This is a genomic window from Maribacter huludaoensis (assembly GCF_029350945.1).
Taxonomy (GTDB): domain Bacteria; phylum Bacteroidota; class Bacteroidia; order Flavobacteriales; family Flavobacteriaceae; genus Maribacter; species Maribacter huludaoensis.
This window is the reverse complement of the sequence record NZ_JARKMS010000005.1, coordinates 203,408-224,471: the sequence shown is the minus strand read 5'-3', so window position 1 is coordinate 224,471 and position 21,064 is coordinate 203,408. Positions and strand designations below refer to the sequence as shown.

Below are 21,064 nucleotides of genomic sequence, written 5' to 3'. Positions count from 1 at the left end.
AGATAAATTATTGTTACGCTTTTAACTTAGGTTTAACACATCTCGCATTGAAAAAACACCTGTTTTTCCAATAATCCATTCTGCAGCGGTAACCGCACCCAGTGCAAATCCTTCTCTATTATGCGCAGTATGCTTAATTTCAATACTGTCAACATCACTGTTATAAGCTACCGTATGTGTACCAGGTACCTTGCCAATTCTTTTAGATGTAATTTTCAACGTTTTTTCTGCTGAACTATCTAGTTTCCATTCTGTATAATTAGAGTTTGCAATGACACCTTCTGCCAAAGTTATTGCGGTTCCGCTTGGTGCGTCTAATTTTTGAGTGTGATGTATTTCTTCTAGTTCTACCTTGTATTCAGGAAGGTTTTGCATCATTTTGGCCAAATAATTATTTAACTCAAAAAAAATGTTTACTCCTAAACTAAAGTTGGAAGCGTAAATAAAAGCACCTTTCTTTTCTTCGCATAAAGAAACAGCGTCATCATATTTATCTAGCCACCCCGTTGTTCCAGAAATTACGGGAATATCATTGTTCAAGCATTTGCTGATATTTCCGTAAGCTGCTTTTGGCATACTAAAATCAATAGCAACATCCATAATGCTAAAGTCTATATTCTCGGAATTTTCGTCAATTTTAGCAACAATTTCGTGACCTCTATTCACTGCAATTTGCTCTATCATCTGACCCATTTTTCCGTATCCGAAAAGTGCAATCCTCATTTTTAAAATTTTATAATTAATGCCATTCCGTAATTGGGACTATTGGTTACTTGATTAAAATCAAGATAAGGTTCAAAGTCTATACTTAGGTCATCGTCAATATTAAACTGTTTTAAATGTGCGTCAACATTGGCGTCGACAATATTAAGGGCGTATAACCCTATAGCCGCAACCAACCAAAGGTCACGGTCATTTTGAAAACGCTCTTGTTGATATTCAAGGTCATCTTCATCAAAAAGGGGCAATGTACCTTCACCATTAAATTCATCGTCTGTAAAACCAGCTTGTCTTCGTTTAAATGCAGTTCTAAAACGTTGATATTGATCGTTGTTGTAGATATACATATAAGCACTACCACCAATAGCTCCCCAAACGATAGGAACCTTCCAGTATCTCTTGTTGTAGATTTGACCTAGCCCTGGTATTACGGCAGAGTAAAATGCTGCTTTACTTGGTGCTAATGGATTAAATTCTTTTTTTGCTTTCTTGAAGGAAACGGAATCTTTGATTACCACTCCCTTATCAGCTAAGTCAGCTTGTACGCTGTCTATTTCAGTTTTAGGAATAGAATCATGTTCCTCTTGAGAAAAGGATAAATTAATAAATAATAATAGAGTACTAAATAATAAAAGATAGTTACGCACCTGTTATCAATTTTTTGATACGGTCAAATTCCTCTTGAGACTTAAATGGTATGGTTATTTTTCCTCTTGCATTATCGGCAGACTTAATGTCTACCTTTACGGATAAGGCTTCCGTCAATTCTTTAATACCCTTGCGAACAAAAACAGAAGCTTCTTTGTTTACTTTTTTAACTACTTCATCAGTAGGTACATCATCTGCATGATACGCTTTTACCGCACTTTCAGTATCCCTTACGGAAAGATTGTCAAAAATAATTTTTTCGTAAAGTGATATCTGATCCTGTTTCTTGTCAATATTAACTAGAGCTCTACCGTGACCCATAGTTAAAAAACCATCTCGCATGCCTGTTTGTATGATCGGATCTAATTTTAAAAGGCGCAAGTAATTGGCAATAGTAGATCTTTTTTTACCAACACGTTCGCTCAACCTTTCTTGGGTAAGATTAATTTCGTCAATAAGACGTTGGTAAGAAAGTGCAATTTCTATTGGATCTAAATCTTGACGTTGAATGTTTTCGACCAAAGCCATCTCTAAGGACTCTTGATCATTGGCAATACGGATATAAGCTGGTATAGTTTCTAAACCTAAAAGTTTGGAAGCACGATATCTTCTTTCTCCAGATACAAGTTGGTACTCGTTAAAACCAAGTTTCCTAACCGTAATTGGTTGAATAACACCCAATTCCTTAATAGATGCAGCCAGTTCTTTTATATTTTCATCATTGAAATTAGAACGTGGTTGAAATGGGTTGACTTCAATGTGTTCTAAATCTAATTCTATAATATTACCAACAACCTTATCCGCATTCTTATCCGAAGCCGTGTTTATATCATTTTCCGGGTCTTTCAAAAGAGCTGAAAGTCCTCTACCAAGAGCTTGTTTCTTTGTCGCTTTTGCCATACTTAAACCGTCTGCTTATTTTTTTTGACTATCTCGTTAGCCATGTTCAAATAATTTGTTGCCCCTTTACTGGCAGCATCATATTTGATTATACTTTCTCCATAACTTGGAGCTTCACTCAATCTAACATTACGCTGAATTACAGTTTCAAAAACCATATCTCCAAAATGTTTTCTTACTTCATCTACCACTTGGTTAGATAAACGTAATCTAGAATCGTACATCGTCAGCAACATGCCTTCAATATCTAATTCCGCATTATGTAATTTTTGAACACTTTTGATCGTATTTAATAATTTACCTAATCCTTCTAATGCAAAATACTCGCATTGAATAGGGATTATTACTGAATCTGCCGCGGTCAACGCATTCAACGTCAGTAGCCCTAATGATGGGGCGCAATCTATAAGAATATAATCGTAATCGTTCTTTAATTCCGTAATAGCCTTCTTCATCATGTACTCACGCTCGTCCTTATCTACCAGTTCTATTTCAATGGCAACAAGGTCTATATGTGCAGGAATAAGGTCTACGTTAGGCGATGTTGTAGGGATAATGGCCTCCTTGGCGGTCTTGGTATGCTCCAAAAGTTGGTACGTACCCAGTTCTACACCATCGACATCAATACCTAGCCCAGAAGTAGCATTCGCCTGGGGGTCGGCGTCTATCAATAATACCTTTTTTTCCAATACACCTAGCGAGGCAGCTAAGTTTACTGTGGTCGTAGTTTTACCTACGCCTCCTTTTTGATTGGCTATAGCAATAATCTTGCCCATGTTCAAAGTAAGTTAGGTCGTAAAAATACAATTATTTATGGGGCTAATGAAAGCTTTTTGTTAACACTAAGTGAATAAGGGCGTACTTTTCTTTAATAAAGCGTTAAACTTTTAATTATGAAATGGTTAAGATACCATTTGTTGCGTATTATATAAAAAGTCAAAAACTTATTAAAAGAATATGAAAAACTAATTTTTATCCTTGAGTTTTAAACTGTCCTCGTATTCAATAAGATAAATTTCTTCGTTCTTTTTCTTTAAATAATATTCCTCCCTGGCAAAGCGCTCAAGTTCATCTTCATCAGATAATTTTTCAATTATTTTTTTGTCCCGCGCTATTTCTTCTTTTAAAAATTCTTGAGTTTTTTCCAGTTTTTTTATTTCCTTTCTTAATTCAAGGTGGATCAATAGCGAATTGGTATCAAAAAAAAGCATCCAAACAACAAAAACGGATAGTACCAATACATACATATTGGTCATGATCTTAAACCATTTTTTTTGTTTTAAGTCTTTGAATGCCATTACTCTTGCATAATTTTTTCGTTGATTATACTTTTAACTATCTCAACAGCTACCGTATTATATTTATTATTTGGAATAATAATATCTGCATACTCTTTGGTAGGCTCTATGAACTGCTCGTGCATAGGCTTGATCACTGCTTGGTATTTTTCTATGGTTTCATCTAAATTCCAACCACGTTCGTTTACATCTCGTTTTAGTCTTCTGATCAATCGTTCGTCTGTATCTGCATGAACAAATATTTTAATATCGAACATTTTACGAATAGCAGAATTGGTCATTATTAAAATACCTTCTACGATAATTACCTTGGTAGGGTGGGTAAGTATTGTTTTGGCGGTTCTGTTACATTCTAAAAATGAGTAGACCGGTTGCTCTATTGATTCACCATTTTTTAATGCAAGCAAATGCTGTTCCAGTAATGCAAAATCTATAGAACTTGGGTGATCAAAATTGGTTTTTCGTCTATCTTCAAGTGTTAGATGAGATAGGTCGTTATAGTAAGAATCTTGTGAAATTACCCCAACTTCTTCATTTGGCAATTCATTTATGATTTGATTGACTACTGTGGTTTTTCCACAACCCGTTCCACCGGCAATACCTATAATCAGCATACATTGAAATTTAATGCAAAAATACATATTTGAATCTCAAAATAGCATAAACTTAAAAATCAACTTTTATTAACATGGCTTGATATGTTAAGCCGTATTTTTGCACAATGCAGAATGAACAGGTAAAACCTAATTTTGAGTTTGTAGCCCTAATGGCTTCTTTGATGTCGATTGTAGCACTGACAATCGACGCTATTTTGCCTGCAATGGCAGATATTGGGGTGTCTATTAATAGTTTGGATCCTACCCGAAACCAGTTATTGGTGACCATGATATTTTTAGGATTGGGCGTAGGGCAGTTATTTTTCGGTCCACTGTCAGATAGCCTTGGTAGAAAACCTATAGTATACTTAGGGTTTATTGTGTTTTTAATTGCCAGCGTTATTTGTTTGTTTGCACCAAATCTTGAGGTAATGCTTGTGGGTCGTATACTACAGGGTATTGGTCTATCGGCGCCAAGAACTATAGGTATTTCTATTATACGTGATACGTACCGCGGTGATTATATGGCCAAAATAATGTCTTTTGTTACTGCTTTCTTTATTCTGGTTCCTGTGGTAGCTCCTGCCATAGGTAAGGCCGTAATGGGTATTATGGGGTGGCAAGGTATATTTTATATGCAATTGTTTTTTGCTCTGGTAGTGGGAATTTGGTTTTATAAAAGGCAAGAGGAAACGTTAAAGCCGGAATATAAGGTTCCTTTTTCTTTCAATGTTTTTATTAGAGGGACTAAAGAAATCTTTAAATATAAAGAGACGGTTTCTTGTACTATGATATCTGGTTTAATTACGGGCTCTTTTCTGGTCTACTTAAGTTCTGCCCAGCATGTTTTTGAAGAGCTTTATGGGCTAACGGAAACTTTCCCCTACGTTTTTGCAGGGTTGGCACTGTCCGTAGGGTTTTCTACCTTAATGAACGGCACGTTGGTGTTACGCTTTGGTATGCGTAATTTATCTTTTGCAGCTCTCGTGGCTTTTACCGTCATAGCTTTATCTTATGCCCTATTATTCTTGGATTCTAAAAATCCGAACATAACTATCTTGTTGATATTCCTTTCTCTACAATTTTTGTGTTTAGGTTTTATATGGGGTAACATGAGGTCAATTGCTATGGAGCCTATTGGTCATATTGCCGGAATTGGCGCAGCAATTACGGGCTTTATTTCAACGATTCTTTCAATTCCTATTTCTATTTTCGTAGGTAGTTTTATTGAAGATTCCGTATGGGCACTTTTTGCCGGTTTGGGGGTATGTGGACTAATATCGGTGATTTTGTTTATGACATTTAAAACGCGTCCGCTTTTTGCAAGTAACCGTGCTTTCTCCAATTGATGGATTTGGTAGAATGAAAGTGTAAGTCATTTTATGATATGAAAAATCCGTCAGTATATGTTTAAATAAATCTGACGGATTTTTGAGGAATTTAATTTTTTTTACAGTGAATTTTCCATAATTTCTTGAACAACTTCTGGGTTTAAAAGTGTACTGGTATCTCCTAAATTACTAGTGTCGTTGCTGGCGATTTTGCGTAAAATTCTTCGCATAATTTTACCACTTCTAGTTTTTGGTAGTCCAGATACAAATTGAATTTTATCCAATTTGGCAATAGGACCAACATGTTCTGTAATTTGCTGGTTGATTTCTTTTCTTAGATTTTCACGATCTCTACTTTCACCAGTTTCCTTAAGAATAACATAGCCATAAAGTGCATTTCCTTTAACATCATGTGGGAAACCTACAATGGCGGATTCCGCAACAGCCGGATGTTCGTTAATAGAATCCTCAATAGGAGCGGTACCCAAATTGTGACCAGAAACAATAATTACATCATCTACACGACCTGTAATTCTGTAATACCCAACGGCATCTCTCAACGCGCCATCACCTGTAAAATACATATTTTCAAAGGCAGAAAAATAGGTGTCCCTGTAACGGTCATGATTGCCCCATACCGTTCTTGCAATAGACGGCCATGGGAATTTAATGCACAGTCTACCATCAACTTGATTGCCTTTTATTTCTTTTCCATTTTCATCCATTAGTGCCGGTTGAATGCCAATAAATGGTAAAGTCGCGTATGTAGGCGTAGTTGGTGTTACGTACGGTATTGGTGTAATCATTATTCCGCCTGTTTCCGTTTGCCACCAAGTATCCACTATAGGGCTATTCTTTTTACCAACATTGTTGTTGTACCAATGCCATGCTTCTTCATTTATGGGTTCACCTACGGAGCCCAACACTTTAAGGCTAGATAAGTCGTGCTTTTCAACAAATTCCAAGTTTTCCTTTGCCAAAGCTCTAATGGCGGTAGGTGCAGTATAAAATTGATTTACCTTATGTTTTTCTACAACCTCCCAAAAACGTCCGTAATCTGGGTAGGAGGGAACTCCCTCAAACATTAATGTAGTGGCTCCGTTGGCAAGTGGACCGTACACAATATACGAGTGCCCGGTTATCCAGCCTATATCAGCAGTACACCAGTAGACATCATTTTCTCTGTATTGAAATACGTTTTTAAATGTATAGGCGGTATATACCATATAACCTGCCGTGGTATGTACCATTCCTTTGGGGGTACCGGTTGATCCGGAGGTGTATAGTATAAACAATGGATCTTCGGCATCCATGATCTCTGCAACACAATCTGCATAAGCTTCGTCCAATAAGGGTTGTAGCCATTTGTCCCTGCCATCTAGCATGTCTATTTTGGTTCCTGTACGTTTGGTCACTAAAACATTGGCTACACCAGGGCATCCTTCCAATGCTTTGTCGACAATTCCTTTTAGGTCGATAGATTTACTTCCTCTAAAAGAACCATCCGCAGTTATGACAACCTTACAATCAGAATCATTGATCCGTGTTGCTAGGGCATTTGAAGAAAATCCTGCAAATACTACGGAATGTATGGCGCCAATACGTGCACATGCCAATAATGCGACAGATAGCTCAGGAATCATTGGAAGATAAATACAGACACGATCTCCTTTTTTTACGCCATGGTCCAATAATACATTTGCCATTCGGCAAACTCTCTCGTGCAATTGCCTGTAAGTGATATGAAGAGCTTCTTCTTTAGGATCGTTAGGTTCAAATATGATGGCAGTTTTGTCACCTCTTGTGGGTAAATGCCTGTCTAAACAATTTTCAGTGATGTTGAGTTTTGCACCTTCAAACCATTTTATTTCAGGCTTTTTAAAATCCCAGCTCAATACATTGTCCCAGCGCTTGCGCCAGACAAAATGCTCCTCTGCAATCTCTTCCCAAAATGCTTCGGGATTTCTGATCGATTTTCTATAGACTTGATAGTATTCCTCAAGATGTTTAATGTGGTAATTACTCATGGTATGCGTTAATTAATATGCAAAGGTTGTTGAGGCCTTTGGTCGTTATTGTTTCTAATTGATTTATGTTGTTTAATGTCCCGTAGCTTCACCTGCACCACTGGGTATTCTAATATTTTCTACAATTTCTTGAACATCTTCTGGAGGTTCAGGAGTAAATTGCAGTATACTAATGGCTACTATAAAATTAGCTATCATTGCAATGCTACCAAAACCTTCTGGTGAAATTCCAAACCACCAATCGTTTGATGTTCCGCCCCCAAACCAACCGAATTTAAATTTGGTCATATAGAAGAGCATAAGTAAGATGCCAACGACCATGCCGCCAATGGCGCCTTCTTTGTTCATTTTTTTGTAAAATATACCAAGTACGATTGCCGGAAAAAAAGATGCGGCAGCAAGACCAAATGCCAGGGCGACAACAGCAGCTACAAAACCTGGCGGATTTATACCGAAGTACCCTGCAATTATTACGGCAATGGTGGCCGATCCCCTTGCGACCCATAATTCTGCCTTGTCAGAGATGTTAGGTTTAAAGACTTTTTTGACCAGATCATGTGATACCGAGGCAGATATAACAAGCAATAGCCCTGCTGCCGTTGATAGGGCAGCCGCCAGACCGCCAGCGGCAACCAAAGCAATTACCCAAGCGGGTAGATCTGCAATTTCGGGGTTTGCCAATACCATAATATCATTGTCAATAGTCAATTCATTCTTTGACTTTTCAGCTACGTATTGAATTTTGCCATCTTCATTTTTATCATCAAAAGATAATAGTCCGGTTTCTTCCCAATTTTTGAACCAAACAGGCATGTTTGAATATTCTTCATTACTGACCGTGTTGATGAGATTGGTTTTTGCAAATACGGAAACAGCCGGGGCCGTGGTGTATAAAATAGCGATTAGTAATAAGGCGAGTCCGGCAGATTTACGAGCATCTTTTACTTTTTTCACCGTAAAGAAGCGAACAATGACATGGGGTAAGCCTGCTGTGCCTACCATTAGAGCCAAGGTTATGGCAAAAATATCGGTGACAGATTTAGATCCATCGGTATATTCGTTGAAACCTAGTTCTGTAGATAATCCGTCTAGTTTATCCAATAAAAAAGTTCCAGACCCATCATTTAAGGTGGAGCCCATTCCTAATTGAGGTATAGGATTTCCTGTCATTTGTATGGATATGAAAATTGCGGGAACCATAAAGGCGAAAATCAGCACACAGTATTGTGCTACTTGGGTATAGGTAATACCTTTCATTCCACCTAACACAGCATAAAATAATACGATGATCATTCCTATAATCACCCCAGTATTGATATCTACTTGAAGAAATCTTGAGAATACTACACCTACACCGCGCATTTGTCCTGCCACATAAGTAAACGATACGATCAGTGCACAGATCACAGCTACAATTCTAGCCGTTTTTGAGTAGTAGCGGTCACCAATAAAATCCGGAACGGTGAATTTCCCGAACTTTCTAAGATAGGGGGCAAGTAAAAGGGCCAAAAGCACATATCCGCCTGTCCATCCCATTAAATATACAGAACCATCATAGCCAGCAAAAGAGATGATGCCTGCCATAGAGATAAATGAAGCTGCCGACATCCAATCTGCTGCGGTGGCCATACCATTGGCTAATGGAGAAACACCGCCACCCGCAACATAAAAATCTTTTGTAGAACCTGCGCGAGACCATATAGCTATACCTATGTATAGTGCAAAGGTGAGTCCTACTAAAATATATGTCCAGGTCTGTACACTCATTTTGTTAGTTTTAGTTGGTGTGATTAATCGTTGTATCCGTATTTTTTATCCAATTTGTTCATGAGTCTTACATAAACAAAAATTAGGATGACAAAGATGTAAATAGACCCTTGTTGCGCAAACCAGAAACCTAATTTGAAACCGCCGATCTTAATAGTGTCCAATGCTTCCTTAAATAAAATGCCGGCTCCAAATGATACAGTAAACCAAATGGACAGCAAGATGAATAAATAACGTACATTTTCTTTCCAATAAGCGGTAGCTTTCTTTTGTTTTTCAGACATGTTATATGCTATTTTAATGAGTGAATACGCTTAGAGTGCACTAAAGCCGTATTCGTTTAAAACTTGTACCATGACAGGGCAAAGGCTCTATTATTTTAAATTTCGATTATCAAGTAAATTAGGCATAAAAGTTTAATTAGGTATGAACAATACTCCACTTGATGAATCTTTTTTTGCTCCAGTTACAGAGGAAAGTGCATTTGTTAGTTGCTCAACCCTTAAAACGCCCATTAAAGCAAATACCAAAGCTTCTTTGAACTCTATAATTATTTTTTCGGGCACCACTACAGTTGTGGTTTCGCCCAATTTAGCTTGTAATGTTTCGGTTAGAAAGGAATTTAAAGCTCCGCCACCGGTTACCAATAATTCTTGGTTGTTGTGTTTAAAATTCAATTGAATCTGTTGTGCCACTTTATCGCAGATATGATGAACGCTGGTGTGTAACAAGTTCTCTAAGGTATCTTTTGTATCTTCTACAATGGGTACTACCTCGGCTAAAAACCACTCATACCCAATAGATTTTGGGTGTGGTAATAAATAGTACTCTAGACCATTTAACCTTTTTAACATGGTTTTGTTTATTTTGCCCTTGCGGGCTAGTTTACCGTCCTCGTCATATTCTAGATTTACCTTTCTTGTAATATAGTTGAGAATCATATTCGCTAAACCAATATCATAAGCTATGCGCTTTCCTTTTACATCAAAAGATATATTACTGATGCCACCTAAATTTAAACAGAAATCATATTGGTTAAAGAAAATACTATCTCCAATAGGTACTAAAGGAGCTCCTTGACCACCCAATGCCAGGTCATTTGTTCTAAAATCACAGATGACTTTTATGCCGCAAGCATTTGCCAAATGCTGTCCTGAGCCAACTTGAAATGTAAGCCCCATCTCTGGTCTATGGTGAGTGGTATGACCATGACTGGCAATATAATCTACTGCCAATGAATAGTCGTTAACAAAGGTCAAAACCTGTTCTCCTAGCCAAGTACCATAGGTGTTATGCAATTCTATAAGTTTTTCTGCAGATAAATCAATGGCATTTTTTAAGGTGTTCAACATTTCAGTTGAATACTTAATGCTCTTGGTTTCTTTGATTTCAAATTGCCAAGTTCCTTTTTTCTCCCAAATGTGACAGTAGGCTAAATCAAGGCCATCTAATGATGTGCCTGACATGAGACCGATAATTTTATATATTTTCATTTCTAATGGGTTGCCGTTTTTTTACTTGATAATAATAAATGATCAGTGCTGCCAGTGTTAGTTCTGTTATTAAAGAAAAAATAGAGCCTTCAAAACCGAATTGCCCTCCGTTCATCATATTATTTTCTGGAACAGTGAACTCTATGATACTATAGATATCTTGCCCGCTTACATTAAAGCCGAACAAGGATTGAAATAGATTCCAACTAAAATGGAAGGCTATAGGGTACCATAAATTTTTTGTGTAGATATATGAGACCCCCAGTGCAATTCCTGCTAAAAAAAAGCCTGTTAAACTGAAAAGACTAATATTTGGATTTGCACCATGAGCTATAGCGAACACTATAGAAGAAATTATAAGTGCTATATACTTGTTAAAGGATAGCATAAGGTTCTTTAGAATATACCCTCTAAAAAGAACTTCTTCTAAAATGGCTACAAGTATGAACAGTAATGTGGTATAGATTAACTCTAATACATCAAAGTTAAATTCAGTATAGATAATTTCTTCGGCAACCCATAAACCAACATAGGCCAATCCCATTATGACCAACCCAAGTAGAGTACCTATTAAAATATCGTTTTTTCTGTTTTTAATCTGAAGCCCAACGTCCATAAAATTTTGCTTGTCCATATATTTCATGAAAATCCAGACTAAAAGTAGCGTTCCTAAAAACGAGAAAAATGTCATGATCAGTTGCTGAAGAGAGGTTTCTTGAAAATCTTTATCTCCAAGTGGAATACCGGCAACGAAGGCACCGGCAACATAGAATAGACCAACTATTATAAAATATGGAAATATCAATGCAATTACTCTAGCCCATCCACTATGATTCATAAGATTCTAATTTAGTTTTACAGGTAATTTTCCTTTTGCCTCTAATGTACCCATAAAATGTGCTGTGGCAACGTCTTGAAACTCTTTGAAATTCTGATATGCAATTACGGTAGCCGTTGTTTTATCCGTTTTAAAAGATTGTAAAGCATATGGGTTTCCAAAATGATATAGGACCACTTTCTTGGTAGTGATTAAATCATTTACAAAATCTATTTCCTCTTGAAGAAAACCAAAATTATTAGTTGGTTTTATTTGAGGGGGAGTTAGCAGCAAAAGAATCTCGGTTTCATTTTTAACTTCTTTTCGCATTGCCGTAATATTTTCAACAATATCTTGGTTCGTTTGGTCTTTGGTAAACCTTTTAAGTGTCAATGTGCAGAAATTGGTTGTTCTAAAATGTTCAATATCTTGCGCAGTGCCGTTATGTAAGGTGATTGATCGCTCAGCTATTTGTTTGTTCAGAGCACTTGGGGCTGTTAATTCTAGAGTGGAATCAACTTCTGGTATTGCCTTTGCTTTCAGCTTCCAAATACGTTCTATACTCTTGTTAATTTGTGCTTCCGATGCATTTTTTAAAATACATTGAATGCCTTCTTCTATATGCTCGGCAAAGCATAAAACGTCACTACCTGCATTAAAGGCCAACCATTCCAATTCTCCTTTGGTCGGGTAGTTTTTAGATACTGCATGCATGTTCAAGGCATCTGAAATGACTACTCCGTCAAATCCCATATCATGTCTTAATACACCGGTTATTATATCTTTATTAATGCTAGATGGTAATTTTGGGCTAGTGGTCAGTGCAGGCACGGATAAATGACCTACCATCACGGAATCCACACCTTCATCTATTAATTTTTGAAAAGGGTAGAGCTCAGTTTCCAATAACTCGGCTTTTGTTTTCTCTATAACAGGAAGCCCCAAATGTGAATCTGTAGCCGTGTCTCCATGTCCGGGAAAATGCTTAATGCTTGTGAGTATACCTTCGGACTGGGTTCCTTTTACAAATGCTTTTGCCAATGAGGTTACTTGTTCTTTGTCATCACCAAAGGATCTATACCCAATTACAGGGTTGTTAGGGTTTACGTTGACATCTACTACAGGAGAAAGATTCCAATGTATACCTGCGGCTTTACAATCTTTGGCAATGTTCTGGCCTACTTTAAATACTAAGTCTTTATTGTCCTTATTGGCTCCTAAGGTAATGGCGTACGGATATTGGGGGGTGTTTTCTATGCGCATGGCCAACCCCCATTCTGCGTCAATGGAAATCAATAGGGGGTAAGTAGCCGCTTTTTGATATCTTTTGATGAGGTTTTTTAAAGTTTCAAAACTATTTTCATTGACAACAATTTTCTTTTTGCCTTCAAAGTTAGTTGCCGCACTTGCGCGTGAATGAAAAAAACAAAGCCCGCCAACATGGTGTTCAGAAATTAATTTTTCTAGCTGCTGTATTTCTTCTTCGGTATCATTTATAAAAGCTGCGGGCATAAATAATTGACCAACTTTTTCTGAAAGTGAAAGTTTCTTTAAGGCTTTATTTGTAGGTAGTAATCTATTCATTGGTAACCGTTGTTTTTTTACCGAAATCTGCTGGGTAGGTAATAAATTTTAAAAGTAAGAGTGCTGGTAGGGCCGCAATGACTACCCAGACAAAAAAGCCGTCATACCCCAGCCATTGCTGCATGTAACCGCTGATCATACCGGGTAGCATCATCCCTAAGGCCATAAAACCGGTGGCAATGGCGTAGTGAGATGTTTTAGATTTGCCCTCGGCAATGTAAATGAGGTACATTAAAAAGGCGGCAAAACCGAAACCATATCCAAATTTTTCAAAAACCACTGTTGCCGTAACGGCATAGATACTTGTAGTATTGGTCATGGCCAAAACGGCATAAAGAATATTAGGCAGGTTCAATGAAAGTACCATGGGTAACATCCATTTTTTTAAACCATCGCGTGAAATTAAGATACCCCCCAATATACCGCCAACGGAAAGAAAAATAACTCCTACGGTACCGAAAATAGTTCCTAATTGTTCAGTAGAATATCCTAATCCGCCTTTATCAGGTGAGTCTAATAAAAAAGGGGACGCCATTTTTACCAATTGTGATTCACCTAAACGATACGTAAGAATAAAAGCTAACGCAATACCTATGCCCGGTTTTTTAAAAAATGATGCGAATACCTCTAAAAAGCCTGCTGGTTTTTCTTTATCCTCTGTATTTTCAGATTCATATTTTGGTGTAACAAAAAAGTTGGCAACAGTCATGATCAACATTAAAAAAGCGGCAGCTGACATGGTTATGCTCCAAGCTTTGGTGTTGTCGCCATATTTGTTTTCTAAGAAACCGGCAAGTACAACTATTAAACCTTCGCCCGTTACCATGGCAAGTCTATAGAAAGTACTTCTCATGCCAACAAAGAACGATTGTTTTTTTTCTGTTAGGCCAAGCATGTAATATCCATCTGAAGCAATGTCATTGGTGGCAGAGGCAAATGCAGCCATCCAGAAACAGGCCAAAGATGAAACAAAGAACATATTAGTGGGCAATGTTAAACCCACACCTAACAATGCAATAGCTATTAATAGTTGCATACTTAAAAACCACTTTCGTTTGGTGCTTTTTAAATCAACGAACGGACTCCATAATGGTTTAAGTACCCATGGTAAATAGAGAATACTGGTGTATAAGCCTATGTCTTCATTGCTGACCCCTAATTTTTTGTACATGATTACGGAAACCGTAACTACCAATACATAGGGCAATCCTTGTGTGAAATAAAGCACAGGTACCCATGCCCAAGCTCCTTTGTCTTTTTGTACCATACTACTTATTCACTTGTTTTAGATTAATAATTATTGGAGTGGTCTCTTTACCGTAAACATCTATGAAACTAATGGCGTTGTACTTTTTCTTCAGCTGGTCAAGTGGTATGTTTAAGGTTGTGTTATTGTTCTCAACATAAATTTTTGATCTTAATTTCTTTATGTCATAGGTGTCTTTGACCTTTATGCCAGATGAGTAGACTAAAGCAAATCTTATATTGTTCAAGTCATTGAACTCTAGTGATAGTTCAGTATCGTTTTTACTTGCACTTACTAATTTTGGTGCTTTCGCCTTATGGTTTTTGGCTAAGCTAGAAATAGGATTCAATGCTGGTCTCTTATAGTATTTTTTGTGAATATATTCTACCACATCATCTTTGTCAGTCATTAATGATTTGGCACTGAACATGATATTGCCTTGAATTTGTGGTGTGTTACGCGCCAACTCTAATTGCATGGGCAATTCCTTTTTTTCTTGCCAAGCTTTATCGCTGTTATTTCTAATTTTATAAGGTCCGTTACCTACATATAGATTAGTGTTATAGTTGTTCTTTGCCCACCAATCAACAATTTTTCTGTGCGATGCTACAGGTAGATTCATACTCCAGTATACTTGGGGTGCTAAATAATCTATCCAACCTTTTTCCATCCAAAGCAATGGATCTGCATACAAATCTTCATAAGTAGTTTGCCCTGCTTTGGTGTCAGAACCTTTTGGATCTGTACTATTATTTTTCCAAACCCCAAACGGACTTATACCAAACTGAACCCAAGGTTTAATTGATTTTATAGTTTTATGAGACTGTCTTACTAAAGAGTCAATATTACTACGTCTCCAATCATCAAGCTTTTGATTTTTTAATGCATAGGTTTTAAATGCTAAGGAGTCGTTAAAAACAGCATCCTTAATGGTGTAGGGATAAAAATAATCATCAAAGTGTATGGCATCTACATCATAATTAGTCACTAACTCCGCTATAATATTTGAAAAGTGGTTGCGAACTTCTGGCAAACCTGGGTTGTAATAATTTTTCTTGCCGTAATGTACGATCCACTCTGGGTGGGTACAGTAGTCATGGGTTTCTGATAATACTTCAAAATTTTCATCGAAAGTTGCCCTGTACGGATTTAACCATGCATGGAACTCCATGCCTCTTTCATGGGTTTCGTTGATTATCCATTCTAGGACGTCTGTATTCCATTTAGGGGCTGTACCTTCTTCTCCTGTTAAAAATCGTGAATATGGCGCATAATCAGATTGGTAAAAGGCATCGCCGGCTGCACGTACTTGAACTATTACGGCGTTATAATTCTCTCTTTCATAAAAATCTAAAATCTTTAAAAAATCGGTTTTTTGTTTTTCTGCGGAATCATTGCCATTCTTTGGCCAATCTATATTGACCACAGTAGCGATCCAAACCCCTCTAAATTCTCTTTTAGGGTATTTTTCATATGACTTGAAAATGCCACATGAATTAAGAATAAGTAGTAAAGCAAATAGTGTTAGCTGTTTTATCATAAAGTTGAAGCCGATTAAATGACTTTTAACAAAAAAGGCCCATTTTAATTTTAAAAATAGGCCTTTTAATTCAATTCAGTTGTTAGTTGAATTTATGTCTTACAAAGGCTTCCATTGCTGCATATGATGATAAGCCCATTGCTTTGTATTTATTAGCGGTATCTCGATTTCTTTCTTCGGCGCGCATCCAGAATTCTCTTGAATCATCTCCTTGAAACATTACGCCATCTTTTTGGGATTGGTGACAGAAAATAGCATTACGCTTTTTCAAAACTTGACCCGGACTCATTGGTACTGCCATTTCAATTTCATTGATGTCCCACTCATGCCAAGCGCCTCTATAAAGCCATAACCAACAATCTTTCATAAAGTCTTCGGTCTTTAGTTTTTCGCAGGCTGCAAACACTGCATCTAAACAAACTTTGTGCGTGCCGTGTGGATCGGCAAGATCACCAGCTGCATATATTTGATGGGGTTTTATATCGCTTATAATATTGGCGACAATGGTAATGTCTTCATTGGAGAGATTTTTCTTTTTTATGGTGCCCGTTTCATAGAATGGCAGATCTAAAAAATGCACATTTTCATCTTGTAAGCCCATGTATCTTGTTGCTGCATAAGATTCTCCTCTTCTTATCTTGCCCTTTAAATTTCGAACTTCTGGCGAGTCTATACGGGTTTCATTCTTTTCAGAAAGAGATTTGATGATTTTATTAGCTTCGTCTGACGGACTGATTTGTAAAGCTATTTCTGCATATTTCCTGGCGTCTGTATCAGAAACCGCTATGTTACCAGAGGTTTGATATACAATATGCACCTCATGGCCTTGTTCTACAAGCCTGTCAAACGTACCGCCCATAGATATGACATCATCATCTGGGTGCGGACTAAATATTATCACTCTCTTTTTTGCAGGAGTGGCACGTTCTGGGCGGTGAGTGTCATCTGCGTTAGGTTTTCCGCCAGGCCAACCTGTGATGGTATGTTGCAGTTTGTTGAACATTTCAATGTTCAGGTTATAAGCATCATTTAGAGCCAATAAGTCTGCCATACCGTTATCGTTGTAATCTTTATCAGTTAAACTTAAAATTGTTTTTCCGGTAGTCTCACAAAGCCAAACGATAGCTTTGGCTTTCAATTCTTCTGTCCACTCACAGGCATCTACCAACCACGGAGTTTTGTTTTTTGTCAATTCGCTTCCGGCACCCGTATCAAGAACAAAGGTGCAATTGTCATGCTCTTGCAAATATGTGGCCGGTACGTGTGAAGATATTTCCCCTTCAATTGTTTTCTTAATAATGTTCGCCTTGTTTTGACCCCAGCCTAATAAAACAATACGTTTAGCTTTTCTTACAGTTGCAATACCCATGGTAATGGCTTTTCTAGGTACATTGTCTATGCCTAAAAAAGAAGGTGCGGCATCTACTCGTGTAATATGATCTAATGTAATTACCCGTGTGCCGGAATTAAAATGGGATCCAGGTTCGTTAAAACCAATATGCCCTGTTCTACCAATACCTAATAGCTGAAAATCCAGTCCGCCATGTTCTTTAATTTTACGCTCATAGCTTAAGCAGTAAGCCGTAGTTTCTTCATTGCTTACCGTGCCATCTGGAATGTGAATATTCTTTTCAGGTATATCTACATGGTTAAATAGATGTTCGTGCATGAAGTAGAAATAACTTTGAATATTATTTGGCTCCATGGGTAAATATTCGTCTAAGTTAAAAGTGATTACATTTTTAAAACTTAGACCTTCTTCCTTATGCATACGAACCAACTCTTCATAGACCCTGATCGGTGACGATCCTGTGGCTAAACCCAAAACGCAGTTTCTTTTTTGACCTTGTCTCTTTTTGATCAAAGCGGCAATTTCACGTGCCACTTGTATAGAGGCTATGTTTGAATCTTCAAATATTACATTGTGTATCTTCTCGAAACGTGTTTCTTCAAATTGCCCAATAGGCTTATGGGCAATATCCATTTTAGAATCTTTCAAAGTATTTTTCATCAGGCAGCAGTGGGTTTTAGTTCTTTTAAGCTTTACAAATATATGCGTTATTTTATCAACTTGCAGTTTTTTGCCATAAATTATGCCGTATTTTGCCGTTAAATAATCTTTAAATGATGTTTTCATAATATAAACGTCATAAAACGGCATGATTTAAAAATCCCTATCTTTGTATGATTCATTGGTAAAAATGCTTTTAACATGCTAAAAGAAGAACGGCAACAGACTATTTTAAATGAGGTGGATCTGCATAATAGAATTCTTATTACAGATATAGCAGAGGCACTGGACGTTTCTATAGATACTATAAGAAGAGATGTGAAGGAGCTTGATGCAGAAAATAAACTACGCAAGGTTCATGGCGGTGCAATTTCAATGGGGTATATGACCGATAGCGCCAGAAACACCAATATTTATAAATTAGACGATAAAGTTACTATTGCAACCAAGGCAGTTACCATGTTGCGAGATGGTGCGGTTATTTTTTTGGACGGAGGAACCACGTGTATGGAATTGGCGCGAATAATACCTGAAAACTTAAATCTTACCTGTTTTACCATAAGTCTGCCCGTTGCCATGGAACTTTCTCATAAAGCCAATATCAATGTAATTTCTATAGGAGGGCAAATTTCAAAAGAAGCACAGATCGCTATTGGTGCAAATGCCATTCACCATATTTCTGAAATACGGTTCGATTTTAGTTTCATAGGTACAGGATATGTAGACGCCACTTTTGGGTTAACGGAATTTGATTGGGATATTGTACAGATTAAAAAAGCGGTAATTAAAGCATCGAAAAAAACGGTGTTGCTATCTATTTCTGAAAAACTCAATTCTCAACATCGGTATAAAACGTGCGATATTAATTCGATCAATACCATGATAACAGAGTTAAAGCCCGATGACAAGTTGCTGAATGCTTTTAAAAATCACGACATAAAAATTTTATAATTATATGGATTACAAAAAAATTACCGAGACTCCGTCCAATCATGACAATTTAGAGTTGATGGATACCACAACTATTCTTCAAAAAATGAACGAAGAAGATAAAAAGATTGCCCATGCTGTAGAGAAAACGATACCTCAGGTAACTAAATTGGTAGATGCCTTGACGGAAAGATTCAACAAAGGAGGAAGACTTTTTTACATAGGCGCCGGTACCAGTGGTAGACTTGGTATTTTAGATGCCTCTGAAATTCCGCCAACGTTTGGTATGCCACATGAACGTGTAGTAGGTTTAATTGCCGGTGGTGATACCGCTATTAGAAAAGCTGTTGAAAATGCCGAAGATGCTACCAAACAGGCATGGCTAGATTTAAAAGCTCATAACATTAATGATAATGATGTTGTTGTAGGTATTGCGGCATCGGGTAGTACGCCATATGTGGTGGGTGGATTGGAAGATGCAAAGAAAAATGGAATTTTAACGGCTGCAATTACCAACAACCCTGGCGCTCCTATTGCAAAAATTGCGGATATTCCCATTGAAATTAATGTGGGACCTGAATTTCTGACCGGTAGCACTAGAATGAAAAGCGGTACATCTCAAAAATTAGTATTGAATATGATATCTACTACCTTAATGATTAAAATAGGTAGGGTGAAGGGGAACAAGATGGTAAACATGCAATTGAGCAATGATAAGCTTGTTGATCGTGGTACTCGTTATATTATGGAAGGTCTTGATATTGATTATACCGAAGCTGCTGCCTTATTGAAAAAGCATGGGTCTGTTAAACTGGCTATAGATGCAGGTAAACAATAAAGGCGATGATTACTTCTAGCTAAAGAGAAAGCCTGAATATATAAATTTATATTCAGGCTTTTTTTATGCTTTAGCTTTTCGGTATCAATTTGTAGATTCCTTTTCCTTCAACAGCTACATAAATTAATCCGTCCGGACCTTCATGTACGGCACGAACTCTTCCCATACCGTCCATTAATTTTTCCCTTGCAATTACTTTGTTACCATCCAAAATCAATCGTTCTAAATATTGGAAAGCCAAAGATCCTACCAATAAACTCCCTTTCCAGTTTTTGTAGGTGTCACTGGTAACATAAGTCATGCCACTAGGTGCAATAGAGGGTACCCAATAATGAATAGGTTGTTCCATACCTTCCATTTCGGTTTTGTCAGTGATAGGTGTTCCGCCGTAATTAATACCGTAGGTAACTAAAGGCCATCCGTAATTAGCACCTTTTTTTATGATATTGATTTCATCTCCACCTCGCGGTCCGTGTTCATGGTCCCAAATTTCTCCTGTTATAGGATGTTTTATAAGACCCTGCGGATTTCGGTGTCCAAAGCTATAAATAGCTGTTTTGGCACCTTTGACATCCTGAAAGGGATTATCTGCTGGTATACGTCCATCATCGTGCAAACGGTAAATTTTGCCCCCATCTCTTTTTATGTCTTGCGGGTTGATATCCCTATCGCCACGTTCCCCAATAGAAAAGTAAAGATAACCGTCATTGTCAAATGCTATTCTAGATCCAAAATGTTGTCCTTTGGTAGTATTGGGTACTGCCTTGTATAAAATATGTTTTTCGGTCAAAGAACTGTTTTTCAATTTTGCCCTCATAATTGCCGTATGGCCACCCTTTTCTTCTCCGTCAGTTGATGCATAAGTAAGGTAGATCCATCCGTTTTTTGTGTATTTGGGATGGAGGGTTATATCCAATAATCCTCCCTGGCCTCTATTATAAACCTCGGGAACATTGTTAATAATCGTTTTTTTTCCATTCGCAAAACGAATCAATTTTCCCTCTTTTTCAGTAATTAAAATACTTTTATCAGGAAGGAAGGTGAACCCCCATGGAATCTGTAGCTCATCGACGAACAGTTCAGCTGAAAAAACAGACTCTTTTGGTGTAGTTATCTTGTTGTCAGTATTTTGTGCGCAAGAAAAATTTAGCGATACAACGAATAAAAGGTTGAGAATAATACTATTTTTCATATACGGGCGTTAGAAATATATTAGAGAACACATGATTATTTAAAAGATAAAATATAAGCAAAAAATTACACCAAAGAACTAATTAGATCCCAAATCGACTTTGTTCTTAAAAACGAACCTTAACCT

Annotated in this window: 19 protein-coding genes; 3 read left to right on the top strand and 16 right to left on the bottom strand. The window is 37.3% G+C overall.

All coding sequences use genetic code 11. From position 1 onward, the window contains the following. Window positions 1-21 precede the first annotated feature (21 nt). The 6 genes from dapB to udk all read right to left on the bottom strand — a co-directional run bounded on the left by dapB (window position 22) and on the right by udk (window position 4,180). Window positions 22-723, bottom strand: a complete 702-nt coding sequence (dapB, locus tag PXC01_RS15145) for a 4-hydroxy-tetrahydrodipicolinate reductase (RefSeq protein WP_276473131.1) — start codon at window positions 721-723, stop codon at window positions 22-24. A 2-nt stretch (window positions 724-725) separates the two neighbouring features. Continuing rightward, window positions 726-1,367, bottom strand: coding sequence for a DUF5683 domain-containing protein (locus tag PXC01_RS15140; RefSeq protein ID WP_276473130.1), 642 nt, complete (start codon window positions 1,365-1,367; stop codon window positions 726-728). Continuing rightward, window positions 1,360-2,268 carry a ParB/RepB/Spo0J family partition protein gene (locus PXC01_RS15135; RefSeq protein ID WP_276473129.1) on the bottom strand — a complete coding sequence of 303 codons (909 nt, stop codon included), beginning with the start codon at window positions 2,266-2,268 and terminating at the stop codon, window positions 1,360-1,362. Before PXC01_RS15135 ends, PXC01_RS15140 begins: the two co-directional genes overlap by 8 nt. 2 nt (window positions 2,269-2,270) lie before the next feature. Next, window positions 2,271-3,044: a ParA family protein gene (locus tag PXC01_RS15130; protein WP_276473128.1), complete on the bottom strand. Its 774-nt coding sequence runs from the start codon at window positions 3,042-3,044 to the stop codon at window positions 2,271-2,273. Between the two features lie 189 nt (window positions 3,045-3,233). Beyond that, a complete protein-coding gene (locus tag PXC01_RS15125; protein ID WP_276473127.1) occupies window positions 3,234-3,566 on the bottom strand; it encodes an FtsB family cell division protein in 333 nt (110 codons plus the stop codon). Continuing rightward, window positions 3,566-4,180 carry a uridine kinase gene (udk, locus tag PXC01_RS15120; RefSeq protein ID WP_276473126.1) on the bottom strand — a complete coding sequence of 205 codons (615 nt, stop codon included), beginning with the start codon at window positions 4,178-4,180 and terminating at the stop codon, window positions 3,566-3,568. The genes PXC01_RS15125 and udk overlap by 1 nt, the downstream gene beginning before the upstream one ends. Window positions 4,181-4,287: 107 nt before the next feature. Here udk and PXC01_RS15115 point away from each other — a divergent pair, with 107 nt between their 5' ends. Beyond that, a complete protein-coding gene (locus PXC01_RS15115) occupies window positions 4,288-5,511 on the top strand; it encodes a multidrug effflux MFS transporter (protein WP_276473125.1) in 1,224 nt (407 codons plus the stop codon). A gap of 101 nt (window positions 5,512-5,612) precedes the next feature. Here PXC01_RS15115 and acs read toward each other — a convergent pair whose 3' ends face one another. The 9 genes from acs to nagB form a co-directional block, all read right to left on the bottom strand. Continuing rightward, a complete protein-coding gene (acs, locus tag PXC01_RS15110; RefSeq protein ID WP_276473124.1) occupies window positions 5,613-7,520 on the bottom strand; it encodes an acetate--CoA ligase in 1,908 nt (635 codons plus the stop codon). A gap of 72 nt (window positions 7,521-7,592) precedes the next feature. Further along, window positions 7,593-9,287 carry a sodium:solute symporter family protein gene (locus PXC01_RS15105; RefSeq protein ID WP_276473123.1) on the bottom strand — a complete coding sequence of 565 codons (1,695 nt, stop codon included), beginning with the start codon at window positions 9,285-9,287 and terminating at the stop codon, window positions 7,593-7,595. 23 nt (window positions 9,288-9,310) lie between these two features. After that, entirely contained in the window at window positions 9,311-9,571 is a 261-nt protein-coding gene (locus tag PXC01_RS15100) for a DUF4212 domain-containing protein (RefSeq protein WP_276473122.1), read from the bottom strand. Between the two features lie 132 nt (window positions 9,572-9,703). Beyond that, a complete protein-coding gene (locus PXC01_RS15095) occupies window positions 9,704-10,780 on the bottom strand; it encodes an anhydro-N-acetylmuramic acid kinase (RefSeq protein WP_276473121.1) in 1,077 nt (358 codons plus the stop codon). After that, window positions 10,767-11,618, bottom strand: coding sequence for a CPBP family intramembrane glutamic endopeptidase (locus PXC01_RS15090; protein ID WP_276473120.1), 852 nt, complete (start codon window positions 11,616-11,618; stop codon window positions 10,767-10,769). The genes PXC01_RS15095 and PXC01_RS15090 overlap by 14 nt, the downstream gene beginning before the upstream one ends. 6 nt (window positions 11,619-11,624) lie before the next feature. Further along, window positions 11,625-13,181, bottom strand: coding sequence for a glycoside hydrolase family 3 protein (locus tag PXC01_RS15085; protein WP_276473119.1), 1,557 nt, complete (start codon window positions 13,179-13,181; stop codon window positions 11,625-11,627). Further along, complete coding sequence (locus tag PXC01_RS15080; RefSeq protein ID WP_099191590.1) at window positions 13,174-14,448, bottom strand: MFS transporter; 1,275 nt, start codon at window positions 14,446-14,448, stop codon at window positions 13,174-13,176. The genes PXC01_RS15085 and PXC01_RS15080 overlap by 8 nt, the downstream gene beginning before the upstream one ends. Before the next feature lies 1 nt (window position 14,449). Then, window positions 14,450-15,967 (bottom strand): glycoside hydrolase family 10-like protein, encoded by a 1,518-nt coding sequence (locus tag PXC01_RS15075; RefSeq protein WP_276473118.1) that lies wholly within the window; start codon window positions 15,965-15,967, stop codon window positions 14,450-14,452. A gap of 82 nt (window positions 15,968-16,049) precedes the next feature. Next, window positions 16,050-17,978 carry a glucosamine-6-phosphate deaminase gene (gene nagB, locus PXC01_RS15070; RefSeq protein ID WP_276473203.1) on the bottom strand — a complete coding sequence of 643 codons (1,929 nt, stop codon included), beginning with the start codon at window positions 17,976-17,978 and terminating at the stop codon, window positions 16,050-16,052. 201 nt (window positions 17,979-18,179) lie between these two features. Here nagB and PXC01_RS15065 point away from each other — a divergent pair, with 201 nt between their 5' ends. After that, the gene (locus tag PXC01_RS15065) at window positions 18,180-18,929 is read left to right on the top strand and encodes a DeoR/GlpR family DNA-binding transcription regulator (RefSeq protein WP_276473117.1); all 750 of its coding nucleotides are present in this window, start codon (window positions 18,180-18,182) and stop codon (window positions 18,927-18,929) included. A gap of 4 nt (window positions 18,930-18,933) precedes the next feature. Continuing rightward, window positions 18,934-19,746: an N-acetylmuramic acid 6-phosphate etherase gene (murQ, locus tag PXC01_RS15060; RefSeq protein ID WP_276473116.1), complete on the top strand. Its 813-nt coding sequence runs from the start codon at window positions 18,934-18,936 to the stop codon at window positions 19,744-19,746. 70 nt (window positions 19,747-19,816) lie between these two features. Here murQ and PXC01_RS15055 read toward each other — a convergent pair whose 3' ends face one another. Continuing rightward, complete coding sequence (locus PXC01_RS15055; RefSeq protein ID WP_276473115.1) at window positions 19,817-20,938, bottom strand: PQQ-dependent sugar dehydrogenase; 1,122 nt, start codon at window positions 20,936-20,938, stop codon at window positions 19,817-19,819. Between the last annotated feature and the right edge of the window lie 126 nt (window positions 20,939-21,064).